This window comes from uncultured Pseudokineococcus sp., assembly GCF_947495735.1.
GTDB lineage: Bacteria > Actinomycetota > Actinomycetes > Actinomycetales > Quadrisphaeraceae > Pseudokineococcus.
Genome location: NZ_CANMAA010000003.1, coordinates 311,973 through 337,857, shown reverse-complemented (window position 1 = coordinate 337,857; position 25,885 = coordinate 311,973). Strand labels below are relative to the sequence as shown.

Annotated in this window: 26 protein-coding genes; 18 read left to right on the top strand and 8 right to left on the bottom strand. The window is 75.5% G+C overall.

Annotated elements, in window-relative coordinates:
- Positions 1 to 79: 79 nt before the first annotated feature.
- Entirely contained in the window at positions 80 to 811 is a 732-nt protein-coding gene (locus Q0848_RS06855; protein WP_299036329.1) for a response regulator transcription factor, read from the bottom strand.
- Complete coding sequence (locus tag Q0848_RS06850) at positions 799 to 2,094, bottom strand: sensor histidine kinase (RefSeq protein ID WP_299036327.1); 1,296 nt, start codon at positions 2,092 to 2,094, stop codon at positions 799 to 801. The genes Q0848_RS06855 and Q0848_RS06850 overlap by 13 nt, the downstream gene beginning before the upstream one ends.
- 154 nt (positions 2,095 to 2,248) lie before the next feature.
- Between Q0848_RS06850 and Q0848_RS06845 the strand changes: the two genes are divergently transcribed.
- The 3 genes from Q0848_RS06845 (at position 2,249) to ribD (ending at position 6,278) form a co-directional block, all read left to right on the top strand.
- A complete protein-coding gene (locus Q0848_RS06845; RefSeq protein ID WP_299036325.1) occupies positions 2,249 to 3,355 on the top strand; it encodes a CPBP family intramembrane glutamic endopeptidase in 1,107 nt (368 codons plus the stop codon).
- A gap of 173 nt (positions 3,356 to 3,528) precedes the next feature.
- Positions 3,529 to 5,178 (top strand): phosphoglucomutase (alpha-D-glucose-1,6-bisphosphate-dependent), encoded by a 1,650-nt coding sequence (gene pgm / locus Q0848_RS06840; RefSeq protein WP_299036323.1) that lies wholly within the window; start codon positions 3,529 to 3,531, stop codon positions 5,176 to 5,178.
- Complete coding sequence (gene ribD / locus Q0848_RS06835; RefSeq protein WP_299036321.1) at positions 5,175 to 6,278, top strand: bifunctional diaminohydroxyphosphoribosylaminopyrimidine deaminase/5-amino-6-(5-phosphoribosylamino)uracil reductase RibD; 1,104 nt, start codon at positions 5,175 to 5,177, stop codon at positions 6,276 to 6,278. Before pgm ends, ribD begins: the two co-directional genes overlap by 4 nt.
- A gap of 27 nt (positions 6,279 to 6,305) precedes the next feature.
- Here the strand turns inward: ribD and Q0848_RS06830 are convergent, their stop codons facing one another.
- Entirely contained in the window at positions 6,306 to 7,070 is a 765-nt protein-coding gene (locus Q0848_RS06830; protein WP_299036319.1) for a CPBP family intramembrane glutamic endopeptidase, read from the bottom strand.
- A gap of 191 nt (positions 7,071 to 7,261) precedes the next feature.
- On the opposite strand from Q0848_RS06830, the gene Q0848_RS06825 reads away from it, so the two are divergent.
- A complete protein-coding gene (locus tag Q0848_RS06825; protein ID WP_299036317.1) occupies positions 7,262 to 7,939 on the top strand; it encodes a methyltransferase domain-containing protein in 678 nt (225 codons plus the stop codon).
- Here the strand turns inward: Q0848_RS06825 and Q0848_RS06820 are convergent.
- From Q0848_RS06820 to flgN, 5 genes are all read right to left on the bottom strand, one after another.
- Positions 7,912 to 9,132: an MFS transporter gene (locus Q0848_RS06820; protein WP_299036314.1), complete on the bottom strand. Its 1,221-nt coding sequence runs from the start codon at positions 9,130 to 9,132 to the stop codon at positions 7,912 to 7,914. The two genes, Q0848_RS06825 and Q0848_RS06820, sit on opposite strands and share 28 nt — an antisense overlap.
- Positions 9,133 to 9,274: 142 nt before the next feature.
- On the bottom strand, positions 9,275 to 9,688 hold the full coding sequence (locus tag Q0848_RS06815) for a flagellar assembly protein FliW (RefSeq protein ID WP_299036312.1): 414 nt from the start codon (positions 9,686 to 9,688) through the stop codon (positions 9,275 to 9,277).
- Positions 9,685 to 10,617, bottom strand: coding sequence for a hypothetical protein (locus Q0848_RS06810; protein WP_299036310.1), 933 nt, complete (start codon positions 10,615 to 10,617; stop codon positions 9,685 to 9,687). Before Q0848_RS06810 ends, Q0848_RS06815 begins: the two co-directional genes overlap by 4 nt.
- Positions 10,614 to 11,984, bottom strand: a complete 1,371-nt coding sequence (flgK, locus tag Q0848_RS06805; protein ID WP_299036308.1) for a flagellar hook-associated protein FlgK — start codon at positions 11,982 to 11,984, stop codon at positions 10,614 to 10,616. The genes Q0848_RS06810 and flgK overlap by 4 nt, the downstream gene beginning before the upstream one ends.
- 159 nt (positions 11,985 to 12,143) lie before the next feature.
- On the bottom strand, positions 12,144 to 12,665 hold the full coding sequence (gene flgN / locus Q0848_RS06800; RefSeq protein ID WP_299036306.1) for a flagellar protein FlgN: 522 nt from the start codon (positions 12,663 to 12,665) through the stop codon (positions 12,144 to 12,146).
- 208 nt (positions 12,666 to 12,873) lie between these two features.
- Between flgN and Q0848_RS06795 the strand changes: the two genes are divergently transcribed.
- The 14 genes from Q0848_RS06795 (at position 12,874) to Q0848_RS06730 (ending at position 25,828) form a co-directional block, all read left to right on the top strand.
- Complete coding sequence (locus Q0848_RS06795; protein WP_299036305.1) at positions 12,874 to 13,962, top strand: sigma-70 family RNA polymerase sigma factor; 1,089 nt, start codon at positions 12,874 to 12,876, stop codon at positions 13,960 to 13,962.
- Between the two features lie 162 nt (positions 13,963 to 14,124).
- Positions 14,125 to 14,970 (top strand): flagellin, encoded by an 846-nt coding sequence (locus Q0848_RS06790; RefSeq protein ID WP_299036303.1) that lies wholly within the window; start codon positions 14,125 to 14,127, stop codon positions 14,968 to 14,970.
- 224 nt (positions 14,971 to 15,194) lie between these two features.
- A complete protein-coding gene (locus Q0848_RS06785; RefSeq protein ID WP_299036302.1) occupies positions 15,195 to 16,040 on the top strand; it encodes a flagellin in 846 nt (281 codons plus the stop codon).
- 232 nt (positions 16,041 to 16,272) lie between these two features.
- Complete coding sequence (locus tag Q0848_RS06780; RefSeq protein WP_299036301.1) at positions 16,273 to 17,130, top strand: flagellin; 858 nt, start codon at positions 16,273 to 16,275, stop codon at positions 17,128 to 17,130.
- Between the two features lie 234 nt (positions 17,131 to 17,364).
- Positions 17,365 to 18,234 carry a flagellin gene (locus Q0848_RS06775; protein WP_299036299.1) on the top strand — a complete coding sequence of 290 codons (870 nt, stop codon included), beginning with the start codon at positions 17,365 to 17,367 and terminating at the stop codon, positions 18,232 to 18,234.
- A gap of 241 nt (positions 18,235 to 18,475) precedes the next feature.
- The gene (gene fliD, locus Q0848_RS06770) at positions 18,476 to 19,843 is read left to right on the top strand and encodes a flagellar filament capping protein FliD (RefSeq protein WP_299036297.1); all 1,368 of its coding nucleotides are present in this window, start codon (positions 18,476 to 18,478) and stop codon (positions 19,841 to 19,843) included.
- Positions 19,844 to 20,005: 162 nt separating this feature from the next.
- Positions 20,006 to 20,482 (top strand): flagellar export chaperone FliS, encoded by a 477-nt coding sequence (gene fliS, locus Q0848_RS06765; RefSeq protein ID WP_299036295.1) that lies wholly within the window; start codon positions 20,006 to 20,008, stop codon positions 20,480 to 20,482.
- A gap of 8 nt (positions 20,483 to 20,490) precedes the next feature.
- Positions 20,491 to 21,027: a hypothetical protein gene (locus Q0848_RS06760; RefSeq protein WP_299036293.1), complete on the top strand. Its 537-nt coding sequence runs from the start codon at positions 20,491 to 20,493 to the stop codon at positions 21,025 to 21,027.
- Positions 21,028 to 21,424: 397 nt separating this feature from the next.
- Positions 21,425 to 21,778: a flagellar basal body protein gene (locus Q0848_RS06755; RefSeq protein ID WP_299036291.1), complete on the top strand. Its 354-nt coding sequence runs from the start codon at positions 21,425 to 21,427 to the stop codon at positions 21,776 to 21,778.
- Positions 21,775 to 22,185 carry a flagellar basal body rod protein FlgC gene (locus Q0848_RS06750; protein ID WP_299036289.1) on the top strand — a complete coding sequence of 137 codons (411 nt, stop codon included), beginning with the start codon at positions 21,775 to 21,777 and terminating at the stop codon, positions 22,183 to 22,185. Before Q0848_RS06755 ends, Q0848_RS06750 begins: the two co-directional genes overlap by 4 nt.
- Before the next feature lie 5 nt (positions 22,186 to 22,190).
- The gene (locus Q0848_RS06745; RefSeq protein WP_299036446.1) at positions 22,191 to 22,538 is read left to right on the top strand and encodes a flagellar hook-basal body complex protein FliE; all 348 of its coding nucleotides are present in this window, start codon (positions 22,191 to 22,193) and stop codon (positions 22,536 to 22,538) included.
- Positions 22,538 to 24,169 (top strand): flagellar basal-body MS-ring/collar protein FliF, encoded by a 1,632-nt coding sequence (gene fliF / locus Q0848_RS06740; protein WP_299036287.1) that lies wholly within the window; start codon positions 22,538 to 22,540, stop codon positions 24,167 to 24,169. Before Q0848_RS06745 ends, fliF begins: the two co-directional genes overlap by 1 nt.
- Positions 24,166 to 25,203 (top strand): flagellar motor switch protein FliG, encoded by a 1,038-nt coding sequence (gene fliG / locus Q0848_RS06735; protein ID WP_299036286.1) that lies wholly within the window; start codon positions 24,166 to 24,168, stop codon positions 25,201 to 25,203. Before fliF ends, fliG begins: the two co-directional genes overlap by 4 nt.
- Complete coding sequence (locus tag Q0848_RS06730) at positions 25,187 to 25,828, top strand: FliH/SctL family protein (protein WP_299036284.1); 642 nt, start codon at positions 25,187 to 25,189, stop codon at positions 25,826 to 25,828. The genes fliG and Q0848_RS06730 overlap by 17 nt, the downstream gene beginning before the upstream one ends.
- Positions 25,829 to 25,885 lie beyond the last annotated feature (57 nt).

The following is a 25,885-nucleotide window of genomic DNA, read 5'->3' as shown; positions in this document are numbered from 1 at the left end:
GGCTCCTCCTCGGCTCCTCGGCCGGTCGGTCGGTCCCGCCGGCGCTCGGCGGAGTCTGCCGTGGGCGCGGGGCCGCCCGTCAGCCGGCGTCGTGCTCCAGGACGCGGATGGCGAGCTGCACGCGGTTGGTCACGTGCAGCTTCTCGAACAGGTGGGTCAGGTGGGTCTTGACCGTCGTGGTGCTCAGGAAGAGCGCGGCGGCGATCTCGGCGTTGGTGAGGCCCTGCGCGACGAAGCGGCCCACCTCCCACTCCCGCGGGGTGGTGCCGCCCGGCGGGCCGGTCGAGCCGGGGGCCCTCCCGGCTGGAGCGGGGGGCGCGGTCGTCGGCGGACCGGGCGGCGCCGCGGCGAGGGCCACCAGCCGCGCGAGGACGCTCGGCGAGAAGGTGCCGTGCCCCTGCGCCGCGTCGTGGACGGCCGCCACGACGGCCTCGGGCGGGGCGTCCTTGAGCAGGAAGGAGACGGCCCCGGCCCGTAGCGCCTCGAGCAGGTGGTCGTCGGTCTCGAAGGCGGTGAGCACGACGACGCGCGCCCGCGCCCCGGCCCCGGTCAGCTGCCGCGTCGCCTCGAGGCCGCTGGTGCCCGGCATCCGGACGTCCATGAGCACCACGTCCGGGTCCAGCTCCGCGACGGCCGCGACCGCCTGCGCCCCGTCGGCCGCCTCGCCGACGACGCGGATGCCGGCGGCGCCGTCGACCATGAGCCGCAGCCCGGCGCGCATGAGCCGCTCGTCGTCGACGACGAGCACGCGCACCTCCGGCGGGCCGGCGGCGCTCCCGTCGTCGTCCGGCCCGGTGCTCAGGCCCGCCACGGGACCACCACCTCGACGACGAAGCGCCCGTCGGGCGTGGTCCCGGAGTGCGATCTCCCGCCGAGCAGGCGCGCCCGCTCCCCGACGCCGACGAGCCCGAGCCCGGTGCCCAGCGCCGTCGGCGGCACGGGGACGAGGGGGTTCGACGCCCGCAGCACCAGGTCCTCGCCCTCGTGGGCGAGGACGAGGGCGACGGGCGCGCCCGGGGCGTGCTTGTCGGCGTTGACGAGCAGCTCGGCGGTGACCTGGGCCAGCGAGACGGCGGTGGCCGGCGACCGCTCGTCCAGGTCAGGGGCCGACAGCCCGCGCCAGACGACGTCGACCCGCTGCCCGCGCGCCCTCGCCCGCGCCGCCAGCGCGTCGACGGAGGCCGACGTCGGCAGGGGCTCCGCGCCGCCGTGGTGCCCGAGCCGCTGCGCCGGGTCGGTGCTGCGCAGGGCCGTGAGCACCTCGCGGAGGACGGCGTTCGCGTCCGCCGCCGCGTCGCGGACCGTCCGCGCGGCCTCGCGAGCCCGCTCCGGCGGGAGGTCGTCGCGCGAGGCCAGCGCGCCGGCGTGCATCGCGATGAGCGAGAGCTGGTGGGAGAGCGTGTCGTGCATGTCGCGCGCGATGGCGCTGCGCTCCTCGGCGCGGGTGCGGGCGACGTCGGCCTCCCGGCCGGAGGTGAGCGCCGCCCGCTCCCGCTCCGCGGCGGACGCCTGCTCCCGGAGCGACGCGAGCAGCGCCGCGCGCGTCGCGCGCACGCGCCCCCAGAGCAGCAGCAGCGCGGCAGCCGCGGCGAGCGCGAGCACCTCCACGACCAGGGGCAGGGGGTCGACCTCGGGGCTGGTCGCGTGCTCGAGCAGCCGCGCGTAGCCCAGCCCTCCCACCACGGCGACCGCGACGACGAGGCTCTCGAGCACGACCGACCGACGGGCACCGACCCGCACGGCTCCCACGACGCCGGCCGGCAGCGCCCAGGTGCTCACCGTGGCGGCGACCACGAGCGCCACGCACGCCGTCCGCGACCCGCGGAAGAAGCCGGCGAGAGCCCCCGCCGCGATGCCGACGGCGGCGTCCAGCACCAGCAGCAGCGCCCACAGCCCGGGACGCTGCGGCTCGGGACCGGACTCCAGCGTCCAGCCGACGCCGACGAGGAAGACCAGGGGGCCGAGGGCGGAGCAGGTGAGGGAGACGGCGGTCGCCCGCAGGCGCGGGCGCCGCTCCGCCAGGGGTGCCGGGAGGGCGGAGGCCCGCACCGCCGCGGGCGCGGGGGCGCCCACGGGCTGGGCGGGTGCGGTCACGGCGCCACCCTAGGAAGGGCGGGAGGGCCGTGGGATCGTCCTCGGGGAGGAGCTCCCTCCTCCGGACGGGCCCCCTGCGACCGGTCGGCGCCCGGGCGGGGGAACGGACCGGACGACGGATCCGCCGTCGGGCGAGGGTGGTGACAGTGGGGCCATGACCGAGACCCGCCACCCTGGGGCGCTGCACGAGGCGCCCGCCGGCCCCACCCCCCGCGGGACGTCCGCCGGCGCCACGACGGGCGCTCTCGCCGACGCCACCGCTCTGGCCCCGATCGCCCATGCCCCCACCCCGGTCGGGGCCGGCGCAGAGCCGGAGCCCCTGGCCTACCACCGCCTCGCCCACCTCGACCCGCGCACGGCGCGGTGGTGGCGGCCGCTGGCGACCCTGGGCGTGGGTGCAGGGCTCCTCCTCGCCCTGGCGGTCCTGGGCCTGGTGGCGGTCGTCGGCGCCGTCGTCGCCACCGAGGTCGCGCCCGGCCTGGCCGCGCTCGGGCCCTCCGTCGACCTCGACGACCCGCGGAACCCGGCGGACCACCTCCTCGGCCTGGGGCTCCTCGCCCTGCTCCTGCCCGTGGCCGTGCTCGCCCTGCGCTGGGGCGGCGGGCAGCGCGGGACGGTGCACTCCGTCACCGGCCGCTTCCGCTGGGCGATGGCGCTGCGCGCCGCGGCCGTCGTGCTCCCCGTCTACGCGGTCGTCCTCTGGGCGTGGATGGCGCTCGCCCCGCCGGAGGACCTCTCGGTGCCGCCCCTCGACGCCTCGCTGGTCGTCGTCGTGGTCGTCGTCCTGCTGCTCACCCCGCTGCAGTGCGCCGCCGAGGAGTACGTCTTCCGCGGCCTGCCGCTGCAGGTGGTCGGCACGTGGCTGCGCCGGCCCGTGGCGGGAGTCGTGCTGCCGGTGCCGCTCTTCGTGGTCGGCCACGGCTACGACTGGGTCGGCCAGATCGACATCGCCGTCTTCGCCCTGTCCATGGGCTTCCTCGTGTGGAAGAGCGGTGGCCTGGAGCTGGCCGTCGTCGTCCACACCGCGAACAACCTGCCGCTCTTCCTCGCCTCGCCCCTGAGCCCCAGCTCGCTGCAGCAGGGCGCCGTCGACCCGTGGGCGCTGCTGCTCTCGCTCCCGCTGACGCTCGGCACGACCGCGGCGCTCACCATCTGGGTCTCGCGGGCGCACGGCGTGGGCCTGTGGGAGCCGGTGCGCGGGCGCGGGCGTGCGCCCCGCGCGGCCGCCGTCCCCGGCGGCTCGCCCGCCCTCGGTGCCTGAGCACGCCCGGCGACCAGGACGCGAGGCGACGGCCGGGCCACGACCGGCCAGACCGCGGGGCCGGCCTGCTGGGCCGGCCTGCTGGGCCGGACGTCCGGGTCCGACCACCGAGGCCGCCCACCGGGCGGCCCAGCGGTGGCGCGGGGGCCGGGGCATGCACTTGCATGAGGCCCATGCACCCGCGCGCAGGCAAGCCCGCCCAGCCCGAGGACCTCGTCGACGTCGACGCGCTCCTGTCCGCCTACGCCGACCGCGCGCCGGACCCCTCCGACCCGGCCCAGCGCGTCGTCTTCGGCACGTCCGGCCACCGCGGCTCGGCGCTCGACGGCGCCTTCAACGAGCAGCACATCCTGGCCATCACGCAGGCCATCTGCGAGTACCGCGCCCAGCAGGGCACCACCGGGCCCCTGCTCGTCGCGCGGGACACGCACGCGCTGTCCCTGCCGGCGTGGCGCTCGGCGCTCGAGGTCCTCGTGGCCAACGGCGTCGACGTCCTGGTCGACAGCCGCGACGGGTACACGCCGACCCCGGCTCTCTCGCACGCCGTCCTGCGCCTCAACGGGAAGGGGACGGCGGAGGCCTCCGAGATCCCCGCGGGGGACGCCGACGGCATCGTCGTGACGCCCTCGCACAACCCGCCCCGCGACGGCGGCTTCAAGTACAACCCGCCCCACGGCGGACCGGCCGGCTCCGACGCCACCGGCTGGATCGCCGACCGCGCCAACGCCCTGATCGAGGCGGGCCTGGACGGCGTGCAGCGCGTGCCGTTCGAGCAGGCCCGCGCGGCGGTGGGGGAGTACGACTTCCTGCGCCACTACGTCGACGACCTGTCCTCGGTGCTCGACCTCGACGCGGTCCGCGAGGCCGGCGTCCGCATCGGCGCCCACCCCCTCGGCGGCGCGGCGGTCGCCTACTGGGGCGAGATCGCGAGCACCTACGGGCTCGACCTCACGGTCGTCGACGACACGGTCGACCCGCAGTGGGGCTTCATGACCCTCGACGGCGACGGCAAGATCCGGATGGACTGCTCGTCGCCGAACGCGATGGCCTCGATGATCGAGCAGAAGGACCGCTACGACATCGCCACGGGCAACGACGCCGACAGCGACCGCCACGGGATCGTCACGCCCGACGCCGGGCTGATGAACCCCAACCACTACCTGGCCGTGGCCATCTCCTACCTGCTGGAGCACCGCGACTGGGGCGGCGAGTCGGCCGTCGGCAAGACGCTCGTGTCCTCCTCGCTCATCGACCGAGTCGTCGAGGGCGCGGGGCGGAAGCTCCTCGAGGTGCCGGTCGGCTTCAAGTTCTTCGTCGACGGGCTGCTGGACGGCTCGGTCGTCTTCGGCGGCGAGGAGAGCGCGGGCGCCTCGTTCCTGCGCAAGGACGGCACGGTCTGGACGACCGACAAGGACGGCCTCCTGCTGGCGCTGCTCGCCTCGGAGATCCGCGCCGTGACGGGGAGGTCCCCCAGCGAGCTGCACGCCGAGCTGGTCGAGCGCTACGGCGCCTCGGCCTACAAGCGCGTGGACGCCCCGGCCGGCCGCGAGCAGAAGGCGCGCCTGGGGAAGCTGGCGCCGGAGGACGTCACCGCCTCCGAGGTCGGAGGCGAGGCGATCACCGCGACGCTCACCGAGGCGCCCGGCAACGGCGCGGCCATCGGCGGCCTCAAGGTCACGACCGAGAGCGCCTGGTTCGCCGCGCGCCCGTCGGGCACCGAGGACGTCTACAAGATCTACGCCGAGTCCTTCCGCGGCGAGGAGCACCTCGACCGGGTCCTCGAGGAGGCGCGCGGTGTCGTGGACGCCGCGCTGAACGGGTGACGGTCGGGCTCCGCGACCGCGAGCGCGCCGCCCTCGACCGGGCGGTCGCGCTCGCGGCGCGGGGGCTCGGCGGCACGAGCCCGAACCCCGCCGTCGGCTGCGTCGTCCTCGACGCGGCCGGCGACGTCGTCGGGGAGGGCTGGCACGCCCGCGCCGGGGGGCCGCACGCCGAGGTCGTGGCGCTGCGCGAGGCCGGCGAGCGCGCGCGCGGCGGCACCGCCGTCGTGACCCTCGAGCCGTGCGACCACACCGGGCGCACGGGGCCCTGCTCGCGCGCGCTCCTGGCGGCGGGCGTCGCCCGCGTCGTGGTCGGCGTGCCCGACCCGACCCCGCAGGCCGCCGGGGGAGCCGGGACGCTCGCCGCCGCGGGCGTCGACGTCGTCCGCGCCGGCCCCGAGGACGCCCGAGGTGCGCTGCGCGTCAACGAGTCGTGGCTGCTCGCGCAGCGGCTCGGCCGCCCGCACGTCACGTGGAAGTACGCCGCGACGCTGGACGGTCGAAGCGCCGCCGCCGACGGGACGAGCCGGTGGATCACCTCGTCGGCCTCGCGCGCCGACGCGCACCTGCTGCGCGCCCGCAGCGACGCCGTCGTCGTGGGGGTGGGGACGGTCCTCGCCGACGACCCGTCCCTGACCGTGCGCGACCTGCCGCCCACCGGTGACGACGTCGCCGACGCCGAGCTGGCGACGCGCGCGCCCCTGCGCGTGGTGCTGGACGCCGACGGCCGGACGCCGCCCGGAGCCGCCGTGCGCCGGGGGAGCGGTCCGGGGGCGGGGGAGTGCCTCGTCCTGACGGCTGGTGACGTCGGCCGCGGACCGCGCGGCGGCGTCGACCTCCACGGGGCGCTGGCGGCGCTGCACGCCCGCGGCGTCCGCTCGGTGATGCTCGAGGGCGGCCCTCGCCTCGCCGGCGCCTTCCTCGACGCGGGCCTCGTCGACCGCGTGCGCGGCTACCTCGCGCCGGCGCTGCTCGGGCAGGGGACGGCCGCCGTCGTCACCGCGGTCACCGGGGCCTCGATGGACGCCGTCGCCCGGCTCGAGGTCGACGACGTGGTCCGCGTCGGCCCGGACCTGCGGGTGGACCTCGTGCCGGTGCGCTGAGCGCCGGGCCGTCCCAGCTGCGCCGTCTCAGCCCAGCAGGACGGCGAGGACCGAGGCGCTCGCCAGGGCGTTGTTGCCGGCGTGGGCCAGCACCGACGCCCACAGGGTGCGGTGCACCTCCCGCAGGACCGCCAGGCCGACGCCGACGGTGAACAGGTAGGGCAGGAGCACCAGGACGCCGTGCGCCGCGGCGAAGGCGGCTGCGCTGACCACGACCGCCACCCCGAGGGGCCACCGCCGGCGGAGGCCGCCCTGCAGGACGCCCCGGAAGAGGGCCTCCTCCCAGAGGGGCGCGAGCACCACGACGGTCAGCAGGAGGGCCACGACCAGGCCCGGTCCCACGCCTGCGGCGAGCTCCGTGAGCTCGTCCTCCACCGGCGGCTCGGCGCCCAGGGGCAGGAGGACGAGCGCCTGGACGGCGAGCGCCGCGACGAGCAGCACCGGCAGCTGCCACAGCAGGTGCCAGAGCTGAGCCGTCGGCCGCCGGAAGCCGAGCTCCCCCCACCCGGTGCCCGCCAGACGGAGCCCGGCGTGCAGCACGGCGAGCACCGCCAGGCCGTGCACGGGCAGGGCGAGCGCCAGCAGGACCAGGACGTGCTCGCGCGCGTCGGGCACCAGGAGGACGGCGGCCACGAGCAGCCCGAAGACGACCACCGAGACGCCGAGCACCGCGGCGACCAGCAGCGCCGCTCGCCGCCAGGGGAGCGGCGACGCCGTCGGCGGCAGCTGCCGTGATGACCGGGCCGCCTCGACGGCGGGCTCCTCGGCTGGTCCGGGACTGGGCAGCGACACCCGTGATGTGTAGCAGGACCCCCTTCCACCACTCGTCCGTCCCGCCCAGGGGCCCCCGACGACGGACCTGCTCCACGCAGGTGACCGTGCACGGTCACCTCCGTCGACCACCTCCACCTCGGTCCCCCGCCTCGTGCCCCGCCTCGTTCCCCGGTCGCGCCCGTCCGCCGCCCGCGGGGGAGGCTGAGGTGGTGACCCCGACGGCAGCGCCCGACCCGTTCCCCGCCGGCTTCTTCGACCGCGCCGACCCCTCGCCCGACAGCCGCTTCTACGCGCCGGAGCGCCTGGTCACGCACATCGACGACGGTGCGGTCGCGGCGGTCGGCGACCTGTACGCCGAGCTGGGCGTCGACGGCTCGACGCCCCGCGAGGACGGGCGGCCGCGCGCCGTGCTCGACCTCATGTCGTCCTGGGTCTCGCACCTGCGCAGCGCACCCGACGAGCTGGTGGTCCTCGGCATGAACGAGGCCGAGCTGGCGGCGAACCCGATGGCCACCGGGCGGGTGGTGCACGACCTCAACGCCGACCCGCGGCTGCCCTTCGACGACGGGACCTTCGACGCCGTCCTCTGCTGCGTGTCGGTGGACTACCTCGTGCGCCCCGTCGAGGTGCTCGCCGAGGCGGCGCGGGTGCTGCGGCCCGGCGCGCCCGTGGTGCTCACCTTCTCCGACCGCTGCTTCCCCACCAAGGCCGTCCGCGGCTGGCTGGCCACCGACGACGACGGGCGCTGCGCGCTCGTCGCGGACTACCTGCGCAGGGCGGGGGGCTTCACCGAGCCCGAGGTGTCGCTGCGGACCCCGCCGGGGCGCGCGCGCGGCGGTCGCTACCGCGGCGACCCGCTCTACGCCGTCGTCGCCCGGCGCTCCTGAGCGGGCTGCAGCGGCCGGACGGCGCCCGAGACGAGCAGCGCGAGCGCGAGCAGCACGGCCACGACGGACAGCGCGCGCAGGACGCCGGCGTCCTCGCCCAGGAGGCCCAGCAGCGGGGGGCCGCCCAGGAAGGCGACGTAGCCGATCGAGGCGACGACGCTGACCCGCGCCGGTGCCCGCTCCGGGTCGTCGGCGGCCGCGCTCATGCCCAGCGGGAAGCCCAGCGAGATGCCGCCGCCCCACAGGAAGGCGCCGACCACGGCCAGCTCGACGGAGGGCGCCAGGATGAACAGGCCCAGCCCGACGAGCGCCACGGACGCCATGGTGCGGATGACCGGGACGCGCCCGAAGCGGTCCAGCAGCCCGGGGCCGAACCAGCGCCCGACCGTCATCGCCGTGAGGAACACGGCGAAGGTGAGCGGGCCGACCACGTCCGGGGCCCCGTAGCCCTCGAGGACGGCGACGGCGATCCAGTCGTTGGCCGAGCCCTCGGCGAAGGCGAAGGCGAGCACGAAGAGCCCGATGAGCAGGGTGCGCGGCTCGCGCCAGGCGTCGAAGACGCTGGGTGCCGGCCTCCCCGCGTCGCCGTCCTCGGAGGAGGGCCCGACGTCCCCCTCGGGGAGGAAGGCGCGAACCCCGAGGGGCACCGCGACGCCGACGAGCAGGGCGATGCCGACGAGGTGGGCGGCCACGCCCACGCCGAGCCAGACCATGAGCGAGGTGATGAGCGCCCCGGCCACGGTGCCGACGCTGAAGCCGGCGTGGAAGCGGGACATGATCGTCCGGCCGAGGTGCTGCTCGACGACCGCGCCCTGGACGTTCATGCCGACGTCCCACGCGCCGTTCGCCGTCCCCAGCAGGAAGAGGGAGACGACGAGCGGCAGGACGCCGATGACGGAGCTGACTCCCGCCCCGGCGAGCGCGACCGCCAGCAGGACGGCCATCGCCGTCACCAGCCGCCGGGTGCCGATGCGGGCGATCACCCACCCCGCCAGCGGCAGTGCGAGGACCGACCCGGCGGCGATGGCGAGCAGGACGAGGCCGAGGTCCCGCGGGGAGAGGTCGAGCTGGTCGACCACCTGGGGGATGCGGGCGGCCCATGAGCCGAACCCCAGGCCGGACCCGATGAAGGCGACGTAGGTGGCGCCGACCGCCCGTCCGACGGCGGGTCGGGAGAAGGGCGCGGCGGTCACGACGGGCGTCCCGCGGGCAGCAGGGGCGAGGCAGGCCTCGGCCTGGCAGCGGGGTCCGGCATCACGGACGCGAGCGTACGCAGGCCGGTCGACGTCCCCGCGCGATGACCACGGCCGCCGTCGGGAGCGACCAGCCCGTCCGTCAGGCGGCGACGAGCGGGGCGCGCAGGGGGTGCTGGCCGCGGGGGAGGAGCACCTGCGCGGCCAGGCCCGTCCCGGCGTGGACGACGATCGGCGCCAGCAGGTTGGCCGTGGTGGCGGCCAGGGACTCGCCGGGGGTGAGGACGACGAGGAGCAGCGCGTCGTCGGCGGTCTCCAGGCCGAGGCCGTCGACGTCGTCCTCCTCCACCTCGGGTGCGTAGTCGGGGAACCACGCGCCCGGGGCGAGGACGACGAGGCGCACGCCCTCGGCCTCCAGCGACTGCAGCGAGTACAGCGTCCCCGTCTCGTCCAGCCGCACCAGCGCGAAGCGGGTGAGCTGCTCGAGCCCCGGCAGCGGGGCGACGAAGCGCACCTCGGGCACGGCGGGCGGGGCCTCGAGCGCCGAGGCGCTCACCGCAGGAAGTCCATGATGGTCGGGGTCACGACCTTCGCCGCCGCGCCGAGCGCGGCCTGGTACGCCTTCTCGTGCATGGACAGCTCCATCAGCGACTTGGCCAGGTCGACCTCTTCCACGTCTGCCTTGGCCGCCGTCAGGGACAGGGACCTGTCCGTGCCGGTGGACCGCAGCCGGTCGACCTGAGCGTAGCGAGTGCCGACGTCGGTCCACGCGGTCCGCAGGCGCCCGAGCGCCCCGTCGACGTCGGTGAGCGCCGCGGAGGACTCCGCGGAGCCGGCCGTGACGGCCTTCTCGACGCGGTCGAGGACGGCGAAGACCGAGGTCTCGCCCTCGCCGAAGGCCTGGGCGCGCGAGGTGTCGACGCGCACCTCGACCCCCGGGGCGAGCGCGCGGCGGACGACGCCGGTGCCCGGGTCGGCGGTCGGCGCGACGACGCCGTCCACCTCGGTGAAGGCCTTCCCGGTGCCGGTGGTCCCGCCGAAGACGGGGCGGCCGAGGTAGGTGGCGTTGGTCGTGGCGAGCATCTCCGAGCGCAGCCCGCGGATCTCGGTGGCGATGGCCTCCCGCTCCTGGGCCGACATCGACTCGGCGCCGGCGCGGACGGTGAGGTCGCGCACGCGGTTGAGCGTCGTGGCGCCGTTGCCGAGCGCGGTGTCGGTGGTGCTGAGCCAGCTCGTCGCGTCGGTCGACGCGCGGGCGAAGCGCTCCTCGGCGGCGAGGGCCTGGCGGATGCCGAGGGCCTTGTCGGTGCCGATGACGTCGTCGGAGGGCTGGCCGATGGCGCGCCCGCTCGAGACCTGGTCCATCGTGCGGGAGTAGCGGGCAGCGGCCGCGGAGATGCCCGCGTGGGCGGCCCCGCCGCTGCCCTGCAGCGTGGAGCGCCCGCTGAGGCCGGCGCCGGTCAGGCTCGCGGAGATGCCGCTCATCGCCCGACCACCCCGGTGCGGTTGATGAGGGTGTCGAGCATCTGGTCGACGGCGGTGAGCACGCGGGCAGCTCCTTCGTAGGCGCGCTGGAAGGTGAGCAGGTCGACCATCTCGCTGTCGACGTCGACGGCCGTGGAGGAGGTGAGCACGCCCTGGGCGGAGCTCGCGGCGGACTGGGCGGCGTTCGCCCGGATCTCGGCCGCGGAGGCCTGGCCGGCGTAGCCGACGGCGAAGGTGCGCCACTGCCCGTCCGGCCCGTCCGCGGTGCTCGCGAGGCGCGTGACCGCCTCGGCCACGTCGTTGTCGGTGCCGGCGGTGCCGGCGCGGACGTCGCCGGGCGCGATCGACGCGGTGATGCCGGCGGCGGTGATCGCACCGCCGCCTGCGGCGGTGAAGACGGGCGGCGTGCCGTGCAGGTCGTTGATCTTCGTGGCGACCGACGCCGCGACGCGGTCGTAGCCGGCCATGACGTCGGGCAGCGTCGTCGACAGCGCCTCGGTCAGCGCGCCGGCCGTGCCGCCGACGGCCGCCGGCGCTCCCGTGTCCGCGAAGGTGACGGACGTGGCCGCGGTGGTCGCGCCCGTCATGGCCGGGGGACCGGTGACGGTCAGCTGGCGGGCGACCCGGCCGGTGACCAGGGGCTCGCCCCCGACCATGACGTCGACAGAGCCGTCCTTCCGCTCGACGCTCGTCGCGCCGACGAGCTGGGAGAGCTGGCGCACGAGCACGTCGCGCTTGTCGGCGAGGTCGTGCGCGGGGGCGCCGGAGGCCGTGACCTCGACGACCATCCGGTTCAGCTCGCCGATGGACGCGGAGACGCTGTTGACCTGGGTCTCGAGGGTGCCCAGCTCGGTGCGGACGTCCGTCCACGTGGAGGAGGTCCGGTCGGCGCCCGCGCGCAGCGTCGCGGCGACCTCCTCGCTGCGACCGACGACGGTCACGCGCGCGGCGGCGCCGGCGTCGCCGGTCGGCTGCTGGGCCAGCGTGTCCCACGCGCTCCACATGTTGCCGAGCTTCTTCTGCAGCCCGTTGTCGCCCGGCTCCGCGAAGCCCGCCTGCACGGTCTGCAGGACGCCGGCGCGGGTGCTGGCCTGCGCCGCGTCGCCCGTGGCGAGCTCGAGGCGGCTGGAGGCCAGGCGGTCGGTGAGGCGGGCGACCTGCGCCACCGCCACCCCCTGCCCGGTGGTCCAGCCGCGGGAGCCGGTGGACAGGGGGGTGGCTGCGCCGGGCACGGAGACCATGTCCGTGCGCTGGCGCGTGTAGCCGGGCGTCGCCGCGTTGGCCACGTTGTGGCCGGCGACCTCCATCGCGCGTCGCTGGGTCTGCAGCGAGCTCAGGGCGACGGACAGGCCCTGGAACGTGCTCATCGGGTCCTCGCAGACGTCTCGGGGGCGGTGCTGGTCACGGTGCGGTGCTCGGTGCTGCTGGGGGCGCGGGCCGCGGTGCGGCCGGTGCCGGTCACCTGCTCCATCGGCAGGAGGGGGGTGGGGTTGAGGTGCCCGGGGCCCCGTCTTGCGGGCCTCGCGTCACAGGGCCTCGTCGACCAGGCGCGGGCGCTGGCCGGCGGGGTCGGTGGCGCCGGAGCGGCGTCCGCCCCGGGGGCCGTAGGTCTGGACGGGCACGACGGGCTGGCCGGGGCCGACATCGCCGAGGGAGGCCATCGCCTCGTCCAGGGCGCGGCGGCCCGAGGCGAGGACGTCGCGGTTGGCGGCCGCGGTCGCGCTGATCTCGGTGGTGAGGACGAGGAAGGCGTCGCGGTGGGCGCCGAGCACCTCGTCCCAGGGGGAGGGGACGGCCTCGGCGAGCTGGCGCAGGCCCGCGCCGCCGTCCACGCCGACCTCGGCGGCGACGGCCTCGACGTGCACGGCGCGCTCGAGCTCGGCGGCGCGCACCTGGTCGAGGACGACCTCGACCTCCCGGGTGGCGTGCGCGAGCCAGCGCGTGCGTCCGCTCGAGAGCACGAGCTGCTCCTCCTCCAGCTTGAACAGCAGCAGCTCGAGCACCTCCCGTTCCCGCCACAGCACGTTCGACAGCTCCGCCAGGCCCATGCCGGTCCTCTCCCTCGGTCCTCCTCGTGCCTGCGGCGGCCGGTCGGCCGAGCAGGTGGTGACGCGCTGCCCATCGGCGGACGGCGAGGACTGCTGAGGCGTTGCAGGCCCTCGACGCCCGGGGGAGTGCGGCCGAGAGGGTGGTGCCCGGGCAGCCCGGCACCCGTCCGGGCTCAAGCCCGTCGGGGCCGGCGACGAGGACTGCTGCGTGATCATCCCGACGCAGCGCACGGCCGAGACGGCCCGCAGCGCTCTCCCCCGCAGCAGCGCCTCCCCCCGCCGTGACGCCGCCGCGGTGGAGGCCCTCGTCACGGCCCACCTGCCCCTCGTCGGACATGTCGTCCGCGAGGTGGCGATGCGCCTGCCCGCGCACGTGGACACCGGCGACCTCGCCGGCGCCGGCGCCGGCGGCCTGCTCCAGGCGGCCCGCGGCTACGACGAGGAGACCGGCGTCCCCTTCGCCCGCTACGCGAGCACCCGCATCCGCGGCGCCGTGCTGGACGAGCTGCGGGTCATGGACCTCGTGAGCCGCGGCGCCCGCTCCCGCGGTCGTGAGATGCACGGCATCGAGGACTCCCTCACCGCGACCCTCGGGCGCCGCCCCAGCCGTGACGAGCTCGCGGGGGCGCTGGGCGTCGGCGTCGCCGAGGTCGACCGCCGCCGCGCGGAGTCCGGCATCACCGTCTCGAGCCTGGACGCCCCCCTCGGGGGAGCGGGCGACGGCGGCGACGCGCTGACGCGCACCTGGGCCGAGGGGCTGGCCGACGACCGGCCCGGTCCCGAGGAGCTGCTGCTGCGCGCCGAGCGGATGCGCGTGATGGGCGCCAGCGTCGCAGCGCTGCCCGAGCGGCTGCGCCGGGTCGTCGTCGGGACCTTCCTCGAGCAGCGACCCCTGTCGGAGGTCGCCGAGGAGCTCGGGGTCACCGAGTCCCGCGTGAGCCAGCTGCGCACCGAGGCCCTCGGCCTGCTGCGCTCGGCCATGGAGAGCGTGCTCGAGCCCCAGCCGGTGGCCGAGCGGCCCGCGGGCGTCGCCGCCCGCCGCCGGGAGGCCTTCTACGCCGACGTGGCCCTGCACGCCGCCGCCGCCGGCGTCGGCAGCGCGGGCCGGCGCGCCGAGGCGCGCGAGGAGCTCGCCTCCCGTGCGGCGACGGCCCCGGCCGTCAGCGCTCGCGCCGCCGCGACTGCTGCCGTCGCGACGGCTGCTGCCGCGACCGCTGCCGCTGCCGCCGTCCCCGCGCAGCGCTCGGCCGTCCGGCCCGCGCCGTGGGCGCCCGTGCGCCAGGCCCAGCCGGCCTGACCGCGCCCGGGGCCCGCGCCGTCGCGCGGGCGCCCGACCCGTTCGGCCCAGCGCCGACCGCAGACCCCTCAAGGCCCTGGTTCCCCGGGCCGATAGAGGAAGCACGCTCCCACGGACGGGGGTGGACATCACGAGCACCACTCACGGAAGAGGACCACAGCCATGGGTTTCCAGATCAACAACAACGTCGCCGCGTTCAACGCCTACCGGAACCTGTCGACCACGCAGAACTCGGTGAGCAGCTCGCTCGAGAAGCTCTCCAGCGGCCTGCGCATCAACCGCGCGGCTGACGACGCGGCCGGCCTGGCCATCTCCGAGGGCCTGCGCAGCCAGGTCGGTGGCCTCAAGGTCGCCGTCCGCAACGCCCAGGACGGCATCTCGGTCGTGCAGACCGCGGAGGGCGCCCTGGGCACCAGCACGTCCATCCTGCAGCGCATGCGCGACCTGACGGTCCAGTCCGCCAACACCGGTGGCCTCAACGACGCCGCCAAGGGCAACATCCAGAAGGAGGTCGACCAGCTCGCCGAGGAGCTCACGCGCATCTCGACGACGACCAAGTTCAACGGCAAGGCTCTGCTGGACGGCACCTACAACGGCGCCTTCCAGGTCGGCGCCAACGGCGGCGAGCAGATCGCCGTCCGGATCACCGCGGCCGCCGACCCCGCCACGAGCACGGCGCTCGGCGCGGCCGGCCTGGGTGTGGGCGCGCTCGACGTCAAGACCGACGCGGGCTCGACCGCGGCGCTCACGGCCATCGACACGGCCATCGGCACCGTCTCCACGGTGCGTGCGGACCTGGGTGCCAAGCAGAACCGCCTCGAGATGACGATCAAGAACCTCAACGTCTCGGTGGAGAACCTCTCCGCCTCCGAGAGCCGGATCCGCGACACCGACATGGCGGCCGAGATGGTCTCCTTCACCAAGTCCCAGATCCTCTCCCAGGCCGGCACCGCGATGCTGGCCCAGGCCAACCAGATGGGCCAGGGCGTCCTGTCCCTGCTCCGCTGACCCGCGCGGGCGCGAGCCCGCCACCGCACGCCAGCACGACCAGCACCTCCCGCAGCGGCGGGTCGGGCCCCTACCGAGGGACCGGCCCGCCGCTGCGGCGTCACCCGTTCGCGTCCACCTCTTCGCCCTCCCCTCAGGAGGGGTGAGGAGGCGCCGATGGACACCGCGAGCCCCCACGGACGGGGGCCGTCCGATGCACGGCCTCAGGGAAGAGAGACACAGCCATGGGTTTTCAGATCAACAACAACGTCGCCGCGTTCAACGCCTACCGGAACCTGTCGACCACGCAGAACTCGGTCTCCAGCTCGCTCGAGAAGCTCTCCAGCGGCCTGCGCATCAACCGCGCGGCTGACGACGCGGCCGGCCTGGCCATCTCCGAGGGCCTGCGCAGCCAGGTCGGTGGCCTCAAGGTCGCCGTCCGCAACGCCCAGGACGGCATCTCGGTCGTGCAGACCGCGGAGGGCGCCCTGGGCACCAGCACGTCCATCCTGCAGCGCATGCGCGACCTGACGGTCCAGGCCTCCAACACCGGTGGCCTCAACGACGCCGCGACCGCCAACATCCAGAAGGAGGTCGACCAGCTCGCGCAGGAGCTGACCCGCATCGCCGACACCACGCAGTTCAACGGCAAGAAGCTGCTGGACGGCACCTACAACGGCGCGTTCCAGGTCGGCGCCAACGGCGGCGAGCAGATCTCCGTCGCCGTCAACAACGGCGCGGCCACCCCCGCCGGGCTGGGCGCTGCGGGCCTCGGCGTGCAGGGCGCCACGGCGACCCAGGGCCTCGACGTCAAGGGCGCCACCGCGCTGACCACGATCGACGCGGCCATCAGCACCGTGTCGACGACGCGTGCGGACCTGGGTGCCAAGCAGAACCGCCTCGAGATGACGATCAAGAACCTCAACGTCTCGGTGGAGAACCTCTCCGCCTCCGAGAGCCGGATCCGCGACACCGACATGGCGGCCGAGATGGTCTCCTTCACCAAGTCCCAGATCCTGTCCCAGGCCGGCACCGCGATGCTGGCCCAGGCCAACCAGATGGGCCAGGGCGTCCTGTCCCTGCTCCGCTGACCCGCGCGGGCGCTCCGCCCGCCGGCACCAGCACCAGGCAGCACAGCACCACACCCAGCGGCGGTCCCGAGCTCAGGCACGGGGCCGCCGCTGCGGCGTCCGCGTGAGACCGTCCGGGTGAGGGCCCGCGGGCCGGGGCTCAGGTCCCGGGGAGCCCGCTCGATGGAGAGGGCACGCCCCCACGGACGGGGGCGGACACCACGAGCACCACTCACGGAAGAGGACCACAGCCATGGGTTTCCAGATCAACAACAACGTCGCCGCGTTCAACGCCTACCGGAACCTCTCGTCCACGCAGAACTCGGTGAGCAGCTCGCTCGAGAAGCTCTCCAGCGGCCTGCGGATCAACCGCGCCGCCGACGACGCGGCCGGCCTGGCCATCTCCGAGGGCCTGCGCAGCCAGGTCGGTGGCCTCAAGGTCGCCGTCCGCAACGCCCAGGACGGCATCAGCGTCGTGCAGACCGCGGAGGGCGCCCTCGGGACCAGCACCGCGATCCTGCAGCGCATGCGCGACCTGTCCGTCCAGGCCGCGAACGACGGTGGCCTCAACGCCGCGGCGAAGACGAACATCCAGAAGGAGGTCACGCAGCTGAACGAGGAGCTGACGCGCATCTCCGACACCACCCAGTTCAACGGCAAGAAGCTGCTGGACAGCTCCTACAACGGCGCGTTCCAGGTGGGCGCCAACGGCGGCGAGCAGATCTCCGTCCAGATCGCGACTGACATGGACGCTGCTGGCCTCGGCACGGCCACCATCGACGTCACTACGGCTGAGGTCCGCGACGCGGGCGGTGTGGTGACGACCAAGTCCGGTGCCCAGCTCGCCATCGAGGCCATCGACACGGCCATCAGCACCGTCTCCACGACGCGTGCGGACCTGGGTGCCAAGCAGAACCGCCTCGAGATGACGATCAAGAACCTCAACGTCTCGGTGGAGAACCTCTCCGCGTCGGAGAGCCGGATCCGCGACACTGACATGGCTCAGGAGATGGTGTCCTTCACCAAGTCCCAGATCCTGTCCCAGGCCGGCACCGCGATGCTGGCCCAGGCCAACCAGATGGGCCAGGGCGTCCTGTCCCTGCTCCGCTGATCCGCGCGGGCGGCAGCCCGCCGGCCCACGCTCCACCTCGCACGACCAGCTCCACCTGCAGCGGCGGTCCCGGGCTCCGGCCCGGGCCGCCGCTGCGGCGTTCGGCGGTGGGCCGTCCGGGCGAACGCCGCCGGACGCGGCTCAGGGCCCGGCCCACGAGGTCGATGAGAAGGGCACGCCCCCACGGACGGGGACGCACACCACGAGCACCACTCACGGAAGAGGACCACAGCCATGGGTTTCCAGATCAACAACAACGTCGCCGCGTTCAACGCCTACCGGAACCTGTCGACCACGCAGAACTCGGTGAGCAGCTCGCTCGAGAAGCTCTCCAGCGGCCTGCGGATCAACCGCGCTGCCGACGACGCGGCCGGCCTGGCCATCTCCGAGGGCCTGCGCAGCCAGGTCGGTGGCCTCAAGGTCGCCGTCCGCAACGCCCAGGACGGCATCAGCGTCGTGCAGACCGCGGAGGGCGCCCTCGGGACCAGCACCGCGATCCTGCAGCGCATGCGCGACCTGTCCGTCCAGGCCGCGAACGACGGTGGCCTCAACGCCGCGGCGAAGACGAACATCCAGAAGGAGGTCACGCAGCTGAACGAGGAGCTGACGCGCATCTCCGACACCACCCAGTTCAACGGCAAGAAGCTGCTGGACAGCTCCTACAACGGCGCGTTCCAGGTCGGCGCCAACGGCGGCGAGCAGATCTCCGTCGCCATCGGGACCGACATGGACGCGGTCGGCCTGGGCACGAGCGTGATCGACGTGACGGCCGCCTCCACGGCCAGCACGCGCGACGCCAACGGCGTCGTCACGGCCTTCGGCGCGGGCGCGCAGGGCGCCATCGACCGGATCGACGCGGCCATCAGCACCGTGTCGACGACGCGTGCGGACCTGGGTGCCAAGCAGAACCGCCTCGAGATGACGATCAAGAACCTCAACGTCTCGGTGGAGAACCTCTCCGCCTCCGAGAGCCGGATCCGCGACACCGACATGGCGGCCGAGATGGTCTCCTTCACCAAGTCCCAGATCCTCTCCCAGGCCGGCACCGCGATGCTGGCCCAGGCCAACCAGATGGGCCAGGGCGTCCTGTCCCTGCTCCGCTGACGCCCGCGGGCGCTCCGCCCGCCGGCACCAGCACCAGGCAGCACAGCACCACACCCAGCGGCGGTCCCGAGCTCAGGCCCGGGGCCGCCGCTGCGGCGTCCGGGGGACCCGCTCACCCGGACGGCGCCGCACCCGGCGCCGCGGGCTCAGGTCGCGCACCCGAGCGCCGATGCAGAGACCACAGCAGCCCGTGCCACCAGGCGCACGGGGCCCCGCACCACCGCAGACCGAGGAGACGGACATGGCCGGAGGGCTCTCGATCGGAGGCCTGTCGAGCGGCCTCGACACCAAGAGCATCGTCAGTGCGCTCATGGCGGTCGAGTCGGCGTCGCAGACGAAGCTCAAGGCGCAGCTGGGCATCGCGGAGAAGCAGGTCGCGGCGTTCCAGTCCATCAACACGCGGCTGTCGTCCATCGCGACCATGGCCGCGAAGGCGCTGCCGACCACGACCGCCGGCGTGACGACGGCGGGCGCGGCCTGGACGGCGACGGCGGCCAAGTCCTCGTCCCCGGACGTGACCGCGACCGGCGTGGCCTCCGCGGACAGCCGCCCCGGCTCGGTGAGCTTCTCCGTCACCCAGCTCGCCGCCGCGCACTCCGTCGTCTCGGGGAGGGACGTCGCCGCGGACGCGACCGTCGTGGCCGGCCCGCCCTACGAGGTGTCGGTCGAGTTCCCCGCCAAGGGCACCGACGCGGTGCGGCTCATGGTCGGCGGGACGGGGACGGTCAGCGACGTCGCGGCGGCCATCAACGGCGACTCGACCCTCGGGATGCGCGCCACCGTCCTCCAGGTGTCGCCCGGCCAGTACCGGCTGCAGGTCTCCAGCACCGCCACGGGGGAGGCGGGCCGCTTCGAGCTGAAGGGCCTCGAGGCCGCCCTCGGCGAGGAGGTCGTCCTGCGGGAGGGGATCGACGCGCAGATCGACCTCGGCGGCGGGTTCGTCCTCTCCTCGGCCACCGGCACCTTCGACGGCCTGCTGCCCGGCGCCACCATCACGCCGACGAAGGCGACCGGGGAGCTCGTCACCGTGTCCGTGGAGCGCGACCGCTCCTCGGCGGCGACGGCGACCAAGAGCCTGGTCGACTCGGTGAACGTGGCCCTGCAGGAGATGCGGAGCCAGAGCGCGGCGACGCCGGGCTCCAGCGGGACCGCGGGCAGCAGCGGCCCGCTCGCCGGGGACGGCGTGGTGCGCTCGACCATCCAGAACCTCCTGTCCGCCGTCACGTCGAGCGGGACGTCGCCGTTCGAGGCCGGGATCGAGCTCAGCCGGGACGGGACGCTGTCCTTCGACCAGGCCAAGTTCGACGCGCTGGCCGCCTCGGACCCCCAGAAGGCCCAGGCGATCGTCACGGGGCTCGCCGAGCGGCTGTCCGCCGTCGCCACGTCGGCCAGCGACCCGGTGACCGGCTCGGTGACCACCGCCATCACCGGGCGCCGCAGCACCGCTACCGACCTCACCACGCAGATCGAGAGCTGGGACACCCGGCTCGCGCTGCGCCAGGCGACCCTCGACCGGCAGTTCGCTGCGCTGGAGACCGCCCTCTCCGGACTGCAGTCCCAGGGCGGCTACCTCGCCAGCCAGATCGCCGGCCTGCCCAGCTGGAAGTAGCCCGACCGGACACCGCCGGGGCGCGAGGCGCCCCGGCGGGCCACCGGCCCGACAGCGCCACCCGCTCCTGACCGCTCCGCCCTGCGACAGCGCGCGCGCCGCCGCAGACCACCTCCGTCCTCCGCCACCCGGCCGGGGACGGGACCGACGAGAGGGATCTCCGTGCAGAACGCCGCCGCCGCGCGCGCCCGCTTCCTCGCCGACGCCGTCGCCACGGCGTCGCCGGCCAAGCTGCTGACGATGCTCTACGACCGGCTCGTCCTGGACCTCTCGCGCGCCGAGCGCGCGCAGGTCGCGGGCGACCGCAGCACCGCCAACGTCCAGCTGCAGCACGCGCAGGACGTCGTCACCGAGCTGCACAGCTCGCTCGACACCTCCGGCGCCTCGGGCTGGGCCGGCGCGGCCGGCCTCGCGGGCCTCTACACCTTCCTGGCCTCCGAGCTCGTCGAGGCGAACATCAGCGGTGACGCCGCTCGCACCGCGTCGTGCCGGGTGCTCGTGGAGCCGCTGCGCGACGCCTGGCACGAGGCGGCCCAGCTCTCCGCCCAGCAGGCCGCTCCGGCGCTCGGCCAGGCCGCGGCTCCGGCGGTCCCGGCCCAGCGCACCGGCGCCCCGACCCTGCTCAGCGTCAGCGCCTGAGGCCCGCGATGGCAGCGGTGGACGCCGAGCCCCGGCGCGGCTGGTTCGGACCCGTCGCGCGCGGCCGTCGCGACGAGCGGCGCGCCGCCGTCCCGGCGCCCCGGGACGGCGGCGCCTCCGAGCGCGCGGGCGACCGGCCGGAGCGGGAGGGGCGGGCGCTCCCGGACCGCGGCGCCCCGCGCGTCGCGGAGCCGGCCGCGCACGACACGGGTCAGGCCTTCCACGAGCGCTGGGAGGCCGCGCTGGCCGACCTCGAGCTCGAGGTGGAGGCCGCGGAGGACCTCCTGGCGCGTCTCCACCACGACGCGGAGACGCCCCCCGCAGCCCCGCGGCGCCCGTGGGCCCCGCCGACCGGGCTCGGCCCCCTGCCGGCGCCGCTGGCCGACCGCGCCCGGGCCCTCGCCGAGCGCCAGACGCGCACGGCCGAGGCGCTGGGCCGCGCCATCGTGCTCAACCGCCGCCAGGCGCGGGCCGTGGACGCCCTCACCGACGCCCGCCAGGACCGGCGGGACGCCCAGGCGCTCTACCTCGACGTCGCCCTGTAGCGACCGTCCACCGCGCTCTCACCTCACCACCGACCGCACGACCAGCCGCACCACCCGCAGGGCCCGTCCCGGGCGTCGAGCACCGACGCCGGGACGGGCCCTGCGCCGCGTCCGGCCCGCCTGCGCCGCGTCCGACCCTCTCCGTGGCGCCACCCGGGACCTGCTGCGCACCAGCACGAGTCGGGGCCGCGGAGCAGGAGGCGCGCCGGGGACGCGCGGGCCTCACCCCCTCGGCGCAGCCCGTGATCACCCGGTCGGCCCTCCGCTCAAGGGGACCACCCAGGCGGCCGAAGCCTCCTGTGAGCCACCGGACGGCTCACCCCACGGCCACGGATCGGCCACCAGCACCTCGCCCCGGCGCACGCCGCGGGGGCACGAGCAGAGGCAGGACACGCCGGTGTTCTCAGACGTGACGAGCGTGGCGCTCCGCGTGGCCCTGGGCGGTCTCTCCGCCCGGCAGCGCGCGACCGCGGACAACGTGGCCAACATCGACACCCCCAGCTTCCTCGCCGGGCGGGTGCAGTTCGAGGACTCGCTGCGCGACGCCGTCCGCTCCGGGGACGTCCGCCGCATCGGCGCGGCCGGCCCCACCACGGCTCGCTCGCTCGAGCCGACGCGCGAGGACGGCAACAACGTCAACCTCGACACCGAGACGATCTCGAACACCGACACGGTCCTGCGCTACCAGCTCCTGACCCAGGCCGTCACCGACCGGATGTCCCTCCTGCGCACCTCGATGAGGACCCAGTGACCATCTTCCAGGCCATCGGCATCGCGGGCACCGGCGCCACCGTGCACCGCAAGTGGCTCGACGCGATCAGCGACAACATCGCCAACGTCAACACGGCGCGGCCGACGAACGAGGCCGCCTACCAGGAGAAGCGCGTCGAGGTGGAGGCCGTCGACTACGGCGCCGGCACCGGCGGCGTGAAGGTCGCCGGGGTGACCGCGGCCTCCTCCGCCGAGGGCCGCCTGGTCTTCGAGCCGGACCACCCGTACGCCGACGAGGAGGGGTACGTGCGCTACCCCGACGTCGACCTCGGCAGCCAGATGTCGCAGATGATCATGGCCCAGCGCGGCTACCAGGCGAACCTGGCGGTCGTCGACCGCGCCCGGGAGACCTACATGGCGGCCCTGCGGATCGGGGGCGGGGCGTGAGCGTCATGGGGATCGAGGCGATCGGCGGCGCCACCGGCGCCCGCGGCGTCGCGCCGAGCCTGCCCTCGCTGCCGACCGGGTCGGTCGCGCCGGCGGGGCTCGTGGAGCAGCCGGCCAGCAGCGCCGACGTCACGCAGGCGTTCGGCGCCGCGATGACCCGCGGCCTGGAGTCGGTGCAGGCCATGGAGGCCACGGCCGACGTCAAGGCCGTCCAGGCCGCCACCGGTGACCTGTCCGACGTCCACGACTACGTCATCGCGGCCAACCAGGCGAAGCTCGCCACCGAGCTCACGGTCGCCGTCCGCAACAAGGCCGTCGAGGCCTTCTCCGAGATCATGAGGTTGCAGGCCTGATGGGTGCCGCTGCTGGGGCCCAGGCTGCCCTCAAGAAGCTGGGTGCGAGCTTCGCCTCGTCCACCGCCGCGCAGAAGATCATCGCCGTCGTCGCGGTCGTCGCCCTGGTGGCCGGCGGTGTCGCGTTCTGGCGCTGGGCGAGCGCACCGACGATGACGCCGCTGTTCTCCAACCTGGCCATGGCCGACGCCAGCGCCATCACGGAGCAGCTCGACGGCGCGGGCACGCCCTACGAGCTGGTCGACGGCGGCGCGACGATCCTCGTGCCCCGTGAGGAGGTCTACGGCCTCCGCCTGGACATGTCGGCCGCGGGGCTCCCCGGCGACGCCGGCACGGGCTACGCGCTCCTCGACGAGCAGGGCGTCACGGCCTCGCAGTTCCAGCAGCGCACCACCTGGCAGCGGGCCCTCGAGGGCGAGCTGTCCACGACCATCGGCGCCATCTCCAGCGTGGAGAGCGCCCGGGTGCAGCTCGCCATCCCCGAGGACGACGTCTTCGCCGACACCGCCGGCACGCCGACGGCCTCGGTGCTCGTGACGACCCGCCCGGGGCAGGTGCTCGCGGGCAACCAGGTCCAGTCGATCCTCAACCTCGTGTCCTCGAGCGTGGAGGGCATGAAGCCCGAGGACGTCACCGTCGTCGACGCGGCGGGGAACCTCCTGTCGGCCGCGGGCGCGGGCGGCGGCGCCGCGGGCGGCATGCGCGACCAGCAGACCACCGACTACGAGAGCCGCATCACCGGCGACCTCCAGCAGGTGCTCGACCAGGTCGTCGGCCCGGGCAAGGCGGTCGCCACCGTGACGGCCGACCTCGACTTCGACGACGTCACGAGCACGCAGGAGACCTTCACCAACCCCGAGGGCGGGCCCCTCGCGCTCGCCCAGAGCGGCAGCGAGGAGGAGTACACCGGGGCCGGCGGCGCCCTCGTCGGCGGCCAGCTCGGCGGCACCGGCATCCTCGGTCCCGACAACATCGCGGTGCCGGTCGGCGAGGCCGCGGGCGCCGACGGCGCGGCCGGCGGCTACACGAACAGCAGCACCGACGCCCAGTACGGCGTGGACAAGCTGACGACGCAGACGCAGCAGGCGCCCGGTGGCGTGGCGCGCCAGTCGGTCTCGGTCGTCGTCGACACCGCGGCGTCCCGGGCCGTCGACATGGCGGCCCTCCAGGCGGCCGTCAGCGCGGCCGCCGGCATCGACGCGGCGCGCGGCGACGTGCTGAGCGTCTCCCAGATGCCCTTCGACACCTCCGGCGCCGAGGCCGCCGCCGAGGCCGCCGCCGCGGCCGAGGCCGCGGAGGCCGCCGCGGCGCGCACCGCGCTGATCCAGACGGCCGCCGTGCTCGGCGTGGTGCTCCTCCTCCTGGTGGTGGCCGTCATCGCGGCCCTGCGCCGGCGCAGGAAGCAGGAGGACGAGGAGCCGCTGGACCTCGGGGACCTCGAGCCCCTGCCGGCGCCCGCGCCCCCGCCGACGGAGGCGATCGTCGCCGTCCCGGCACCCCGGGCCGCCATCGAGCAGGCTCCCAAGGAGCCGGCCGCGGTCGCCCGCGAGCAGGTCGTCGAGCTCGCGGAGAGCTCGCCCGACGACGTGGCCGAGCTCCTCCGCGGCTGGCTCACGGCGGACAAGCGATGAGCGCGCTCGCCGTCCGGGGAGAGCCCGGCGCCCTCACGAGCAGCCAGAAGGCCGCGGTCGTCCTCGTCCAGCTGGGCCGGGAGCACGCCTCCCGCGTCCTGTCGCGGATGGGCCCGGTCGAGGTCGAGGAGCTCGCCGCCGAGATCGCCCAGCTGGGCGCGCTCGACCCCCAGGTCGCCGACGACGTCATCACCGAGTTCCGCCAGCTCGCCGAGTCCGGTGGCCTGCAGATCGCGCGCGGTGGCGTCGCCGTCGCCCGGTCCTTCCTCGAGGCCACGCTCGGCAGCACCAAGGCGGACGACGTCATGGAGCGGGTCGCCATCGCGACCCCCGGCAAGGTCTTCGAGTTCCTCCTCGAGATGGACCCGCGCCAGATCCTCAGCTTCCTCACCGGCGAGCACCCGCAGACCACGGCCCTCGTGCTGGCGCACCTGGCGCCGGTGCAGGCCTCGACGGTGCTCGCGGGGCTGCCGTCCGAGGTGCAGACGGAGGTGGCGCACCGCATCGCCGTCATGGACCGGCCCGACCCCACGCTCGTGCAGCTGGTCGCCGAGGACCTCTCCCGACGCAGCTCGACGATCATCCCGGCCGCGGCCTCCACCGCCCCGGTGGGCGGCCTGCAGCCGCTCGTCGACCTGCTCGCCCGGGCCGACCCGGCCACGGAGAAGACCGTCCTCGAGGGCCTCGACCTCGTCGACGCCGAGCTCGCCGAGCAGGTCCGCCAGCGCATGTTCGTCTTCGACGACATCACCGGCCTGGAGGACAAGGCGGTCCAGCTGCTGGCCCGCCAGGTCGAGACCGCCGTCCTCGCCCTCGCCCTCAAGGGCACGGCGGACGCCACGCGCGACAAGATCCTGTCCAACATCTCCGAGCGGGCGCGCGAGAACCTCCTCGAGGAGATCGACCTGCTCGGCGCCGTCCGCATGGCCGACGTCGAGGAGGCCCGCGGCTCGGTCGTCTCCGTCATCCGCGGCCTCGAGGCTTCAGGCGAGATCGTCCTGCGCCGAGAAGGTGACGATGAGTACGTCTCCTGAGGTCCTGACCCGCCCGGCGGAGCTGCGCCGGGACGACGCCCGTCCGGCGCCCTGGCTGGCCCCCGGCCCGTCGTCGCCCGAGGGCGGCCGGCCCGCCGGGTACGCGGCGGGCTACGCCGCCGGGTGGGCGCAGGGCGCCGCGGCGGCGGCCGAGCGCGCGCAGGCGGTGCTCGACGCCGAGACGGCGCGCAGGGCCGAGGAGGAGGCCCGCCAGCGGGCGAGCGCCCAGCTCGCGCTGACCGCGGTGCTCCGCGCGGCGGCGGACCTGGAGGCCCGGGACGCCCCCGCGCTCGCCCAGCTCACCGACGCGCTGGCCCGCACGGGGCTCGAGCTGGCGACGGCCGTCGTCGGCGCGGAGGTGCGCACCGGTGCCGGCGCGCGGGCCGCTCTCCTGCGGGCCCTCGCGCCCTGCCCGCCCACCGGCCGCGTGAGCGTGCACCTGCACCCGGCCGACCTCGTCGAGGTGCGGCGCGCGGGGGAGGTCCCCGCCGGGGTCGAGCTCGTCGCCGACCCGTCCCTGGGGCGCGGCGACGCGCTCGCCGAGCACCCCGGCGGCAGCGTCGACGCCCGGCTCGAGCAGGCGCTCGAGCGGGCCGCCGACGCCCTGCTGGGCGGCGGCGCGTGAGCGTGCCCGTGCAGGCCCCGGTCGCGACCGGTCCGGGCGGGCTGGGCCTCGCGGACC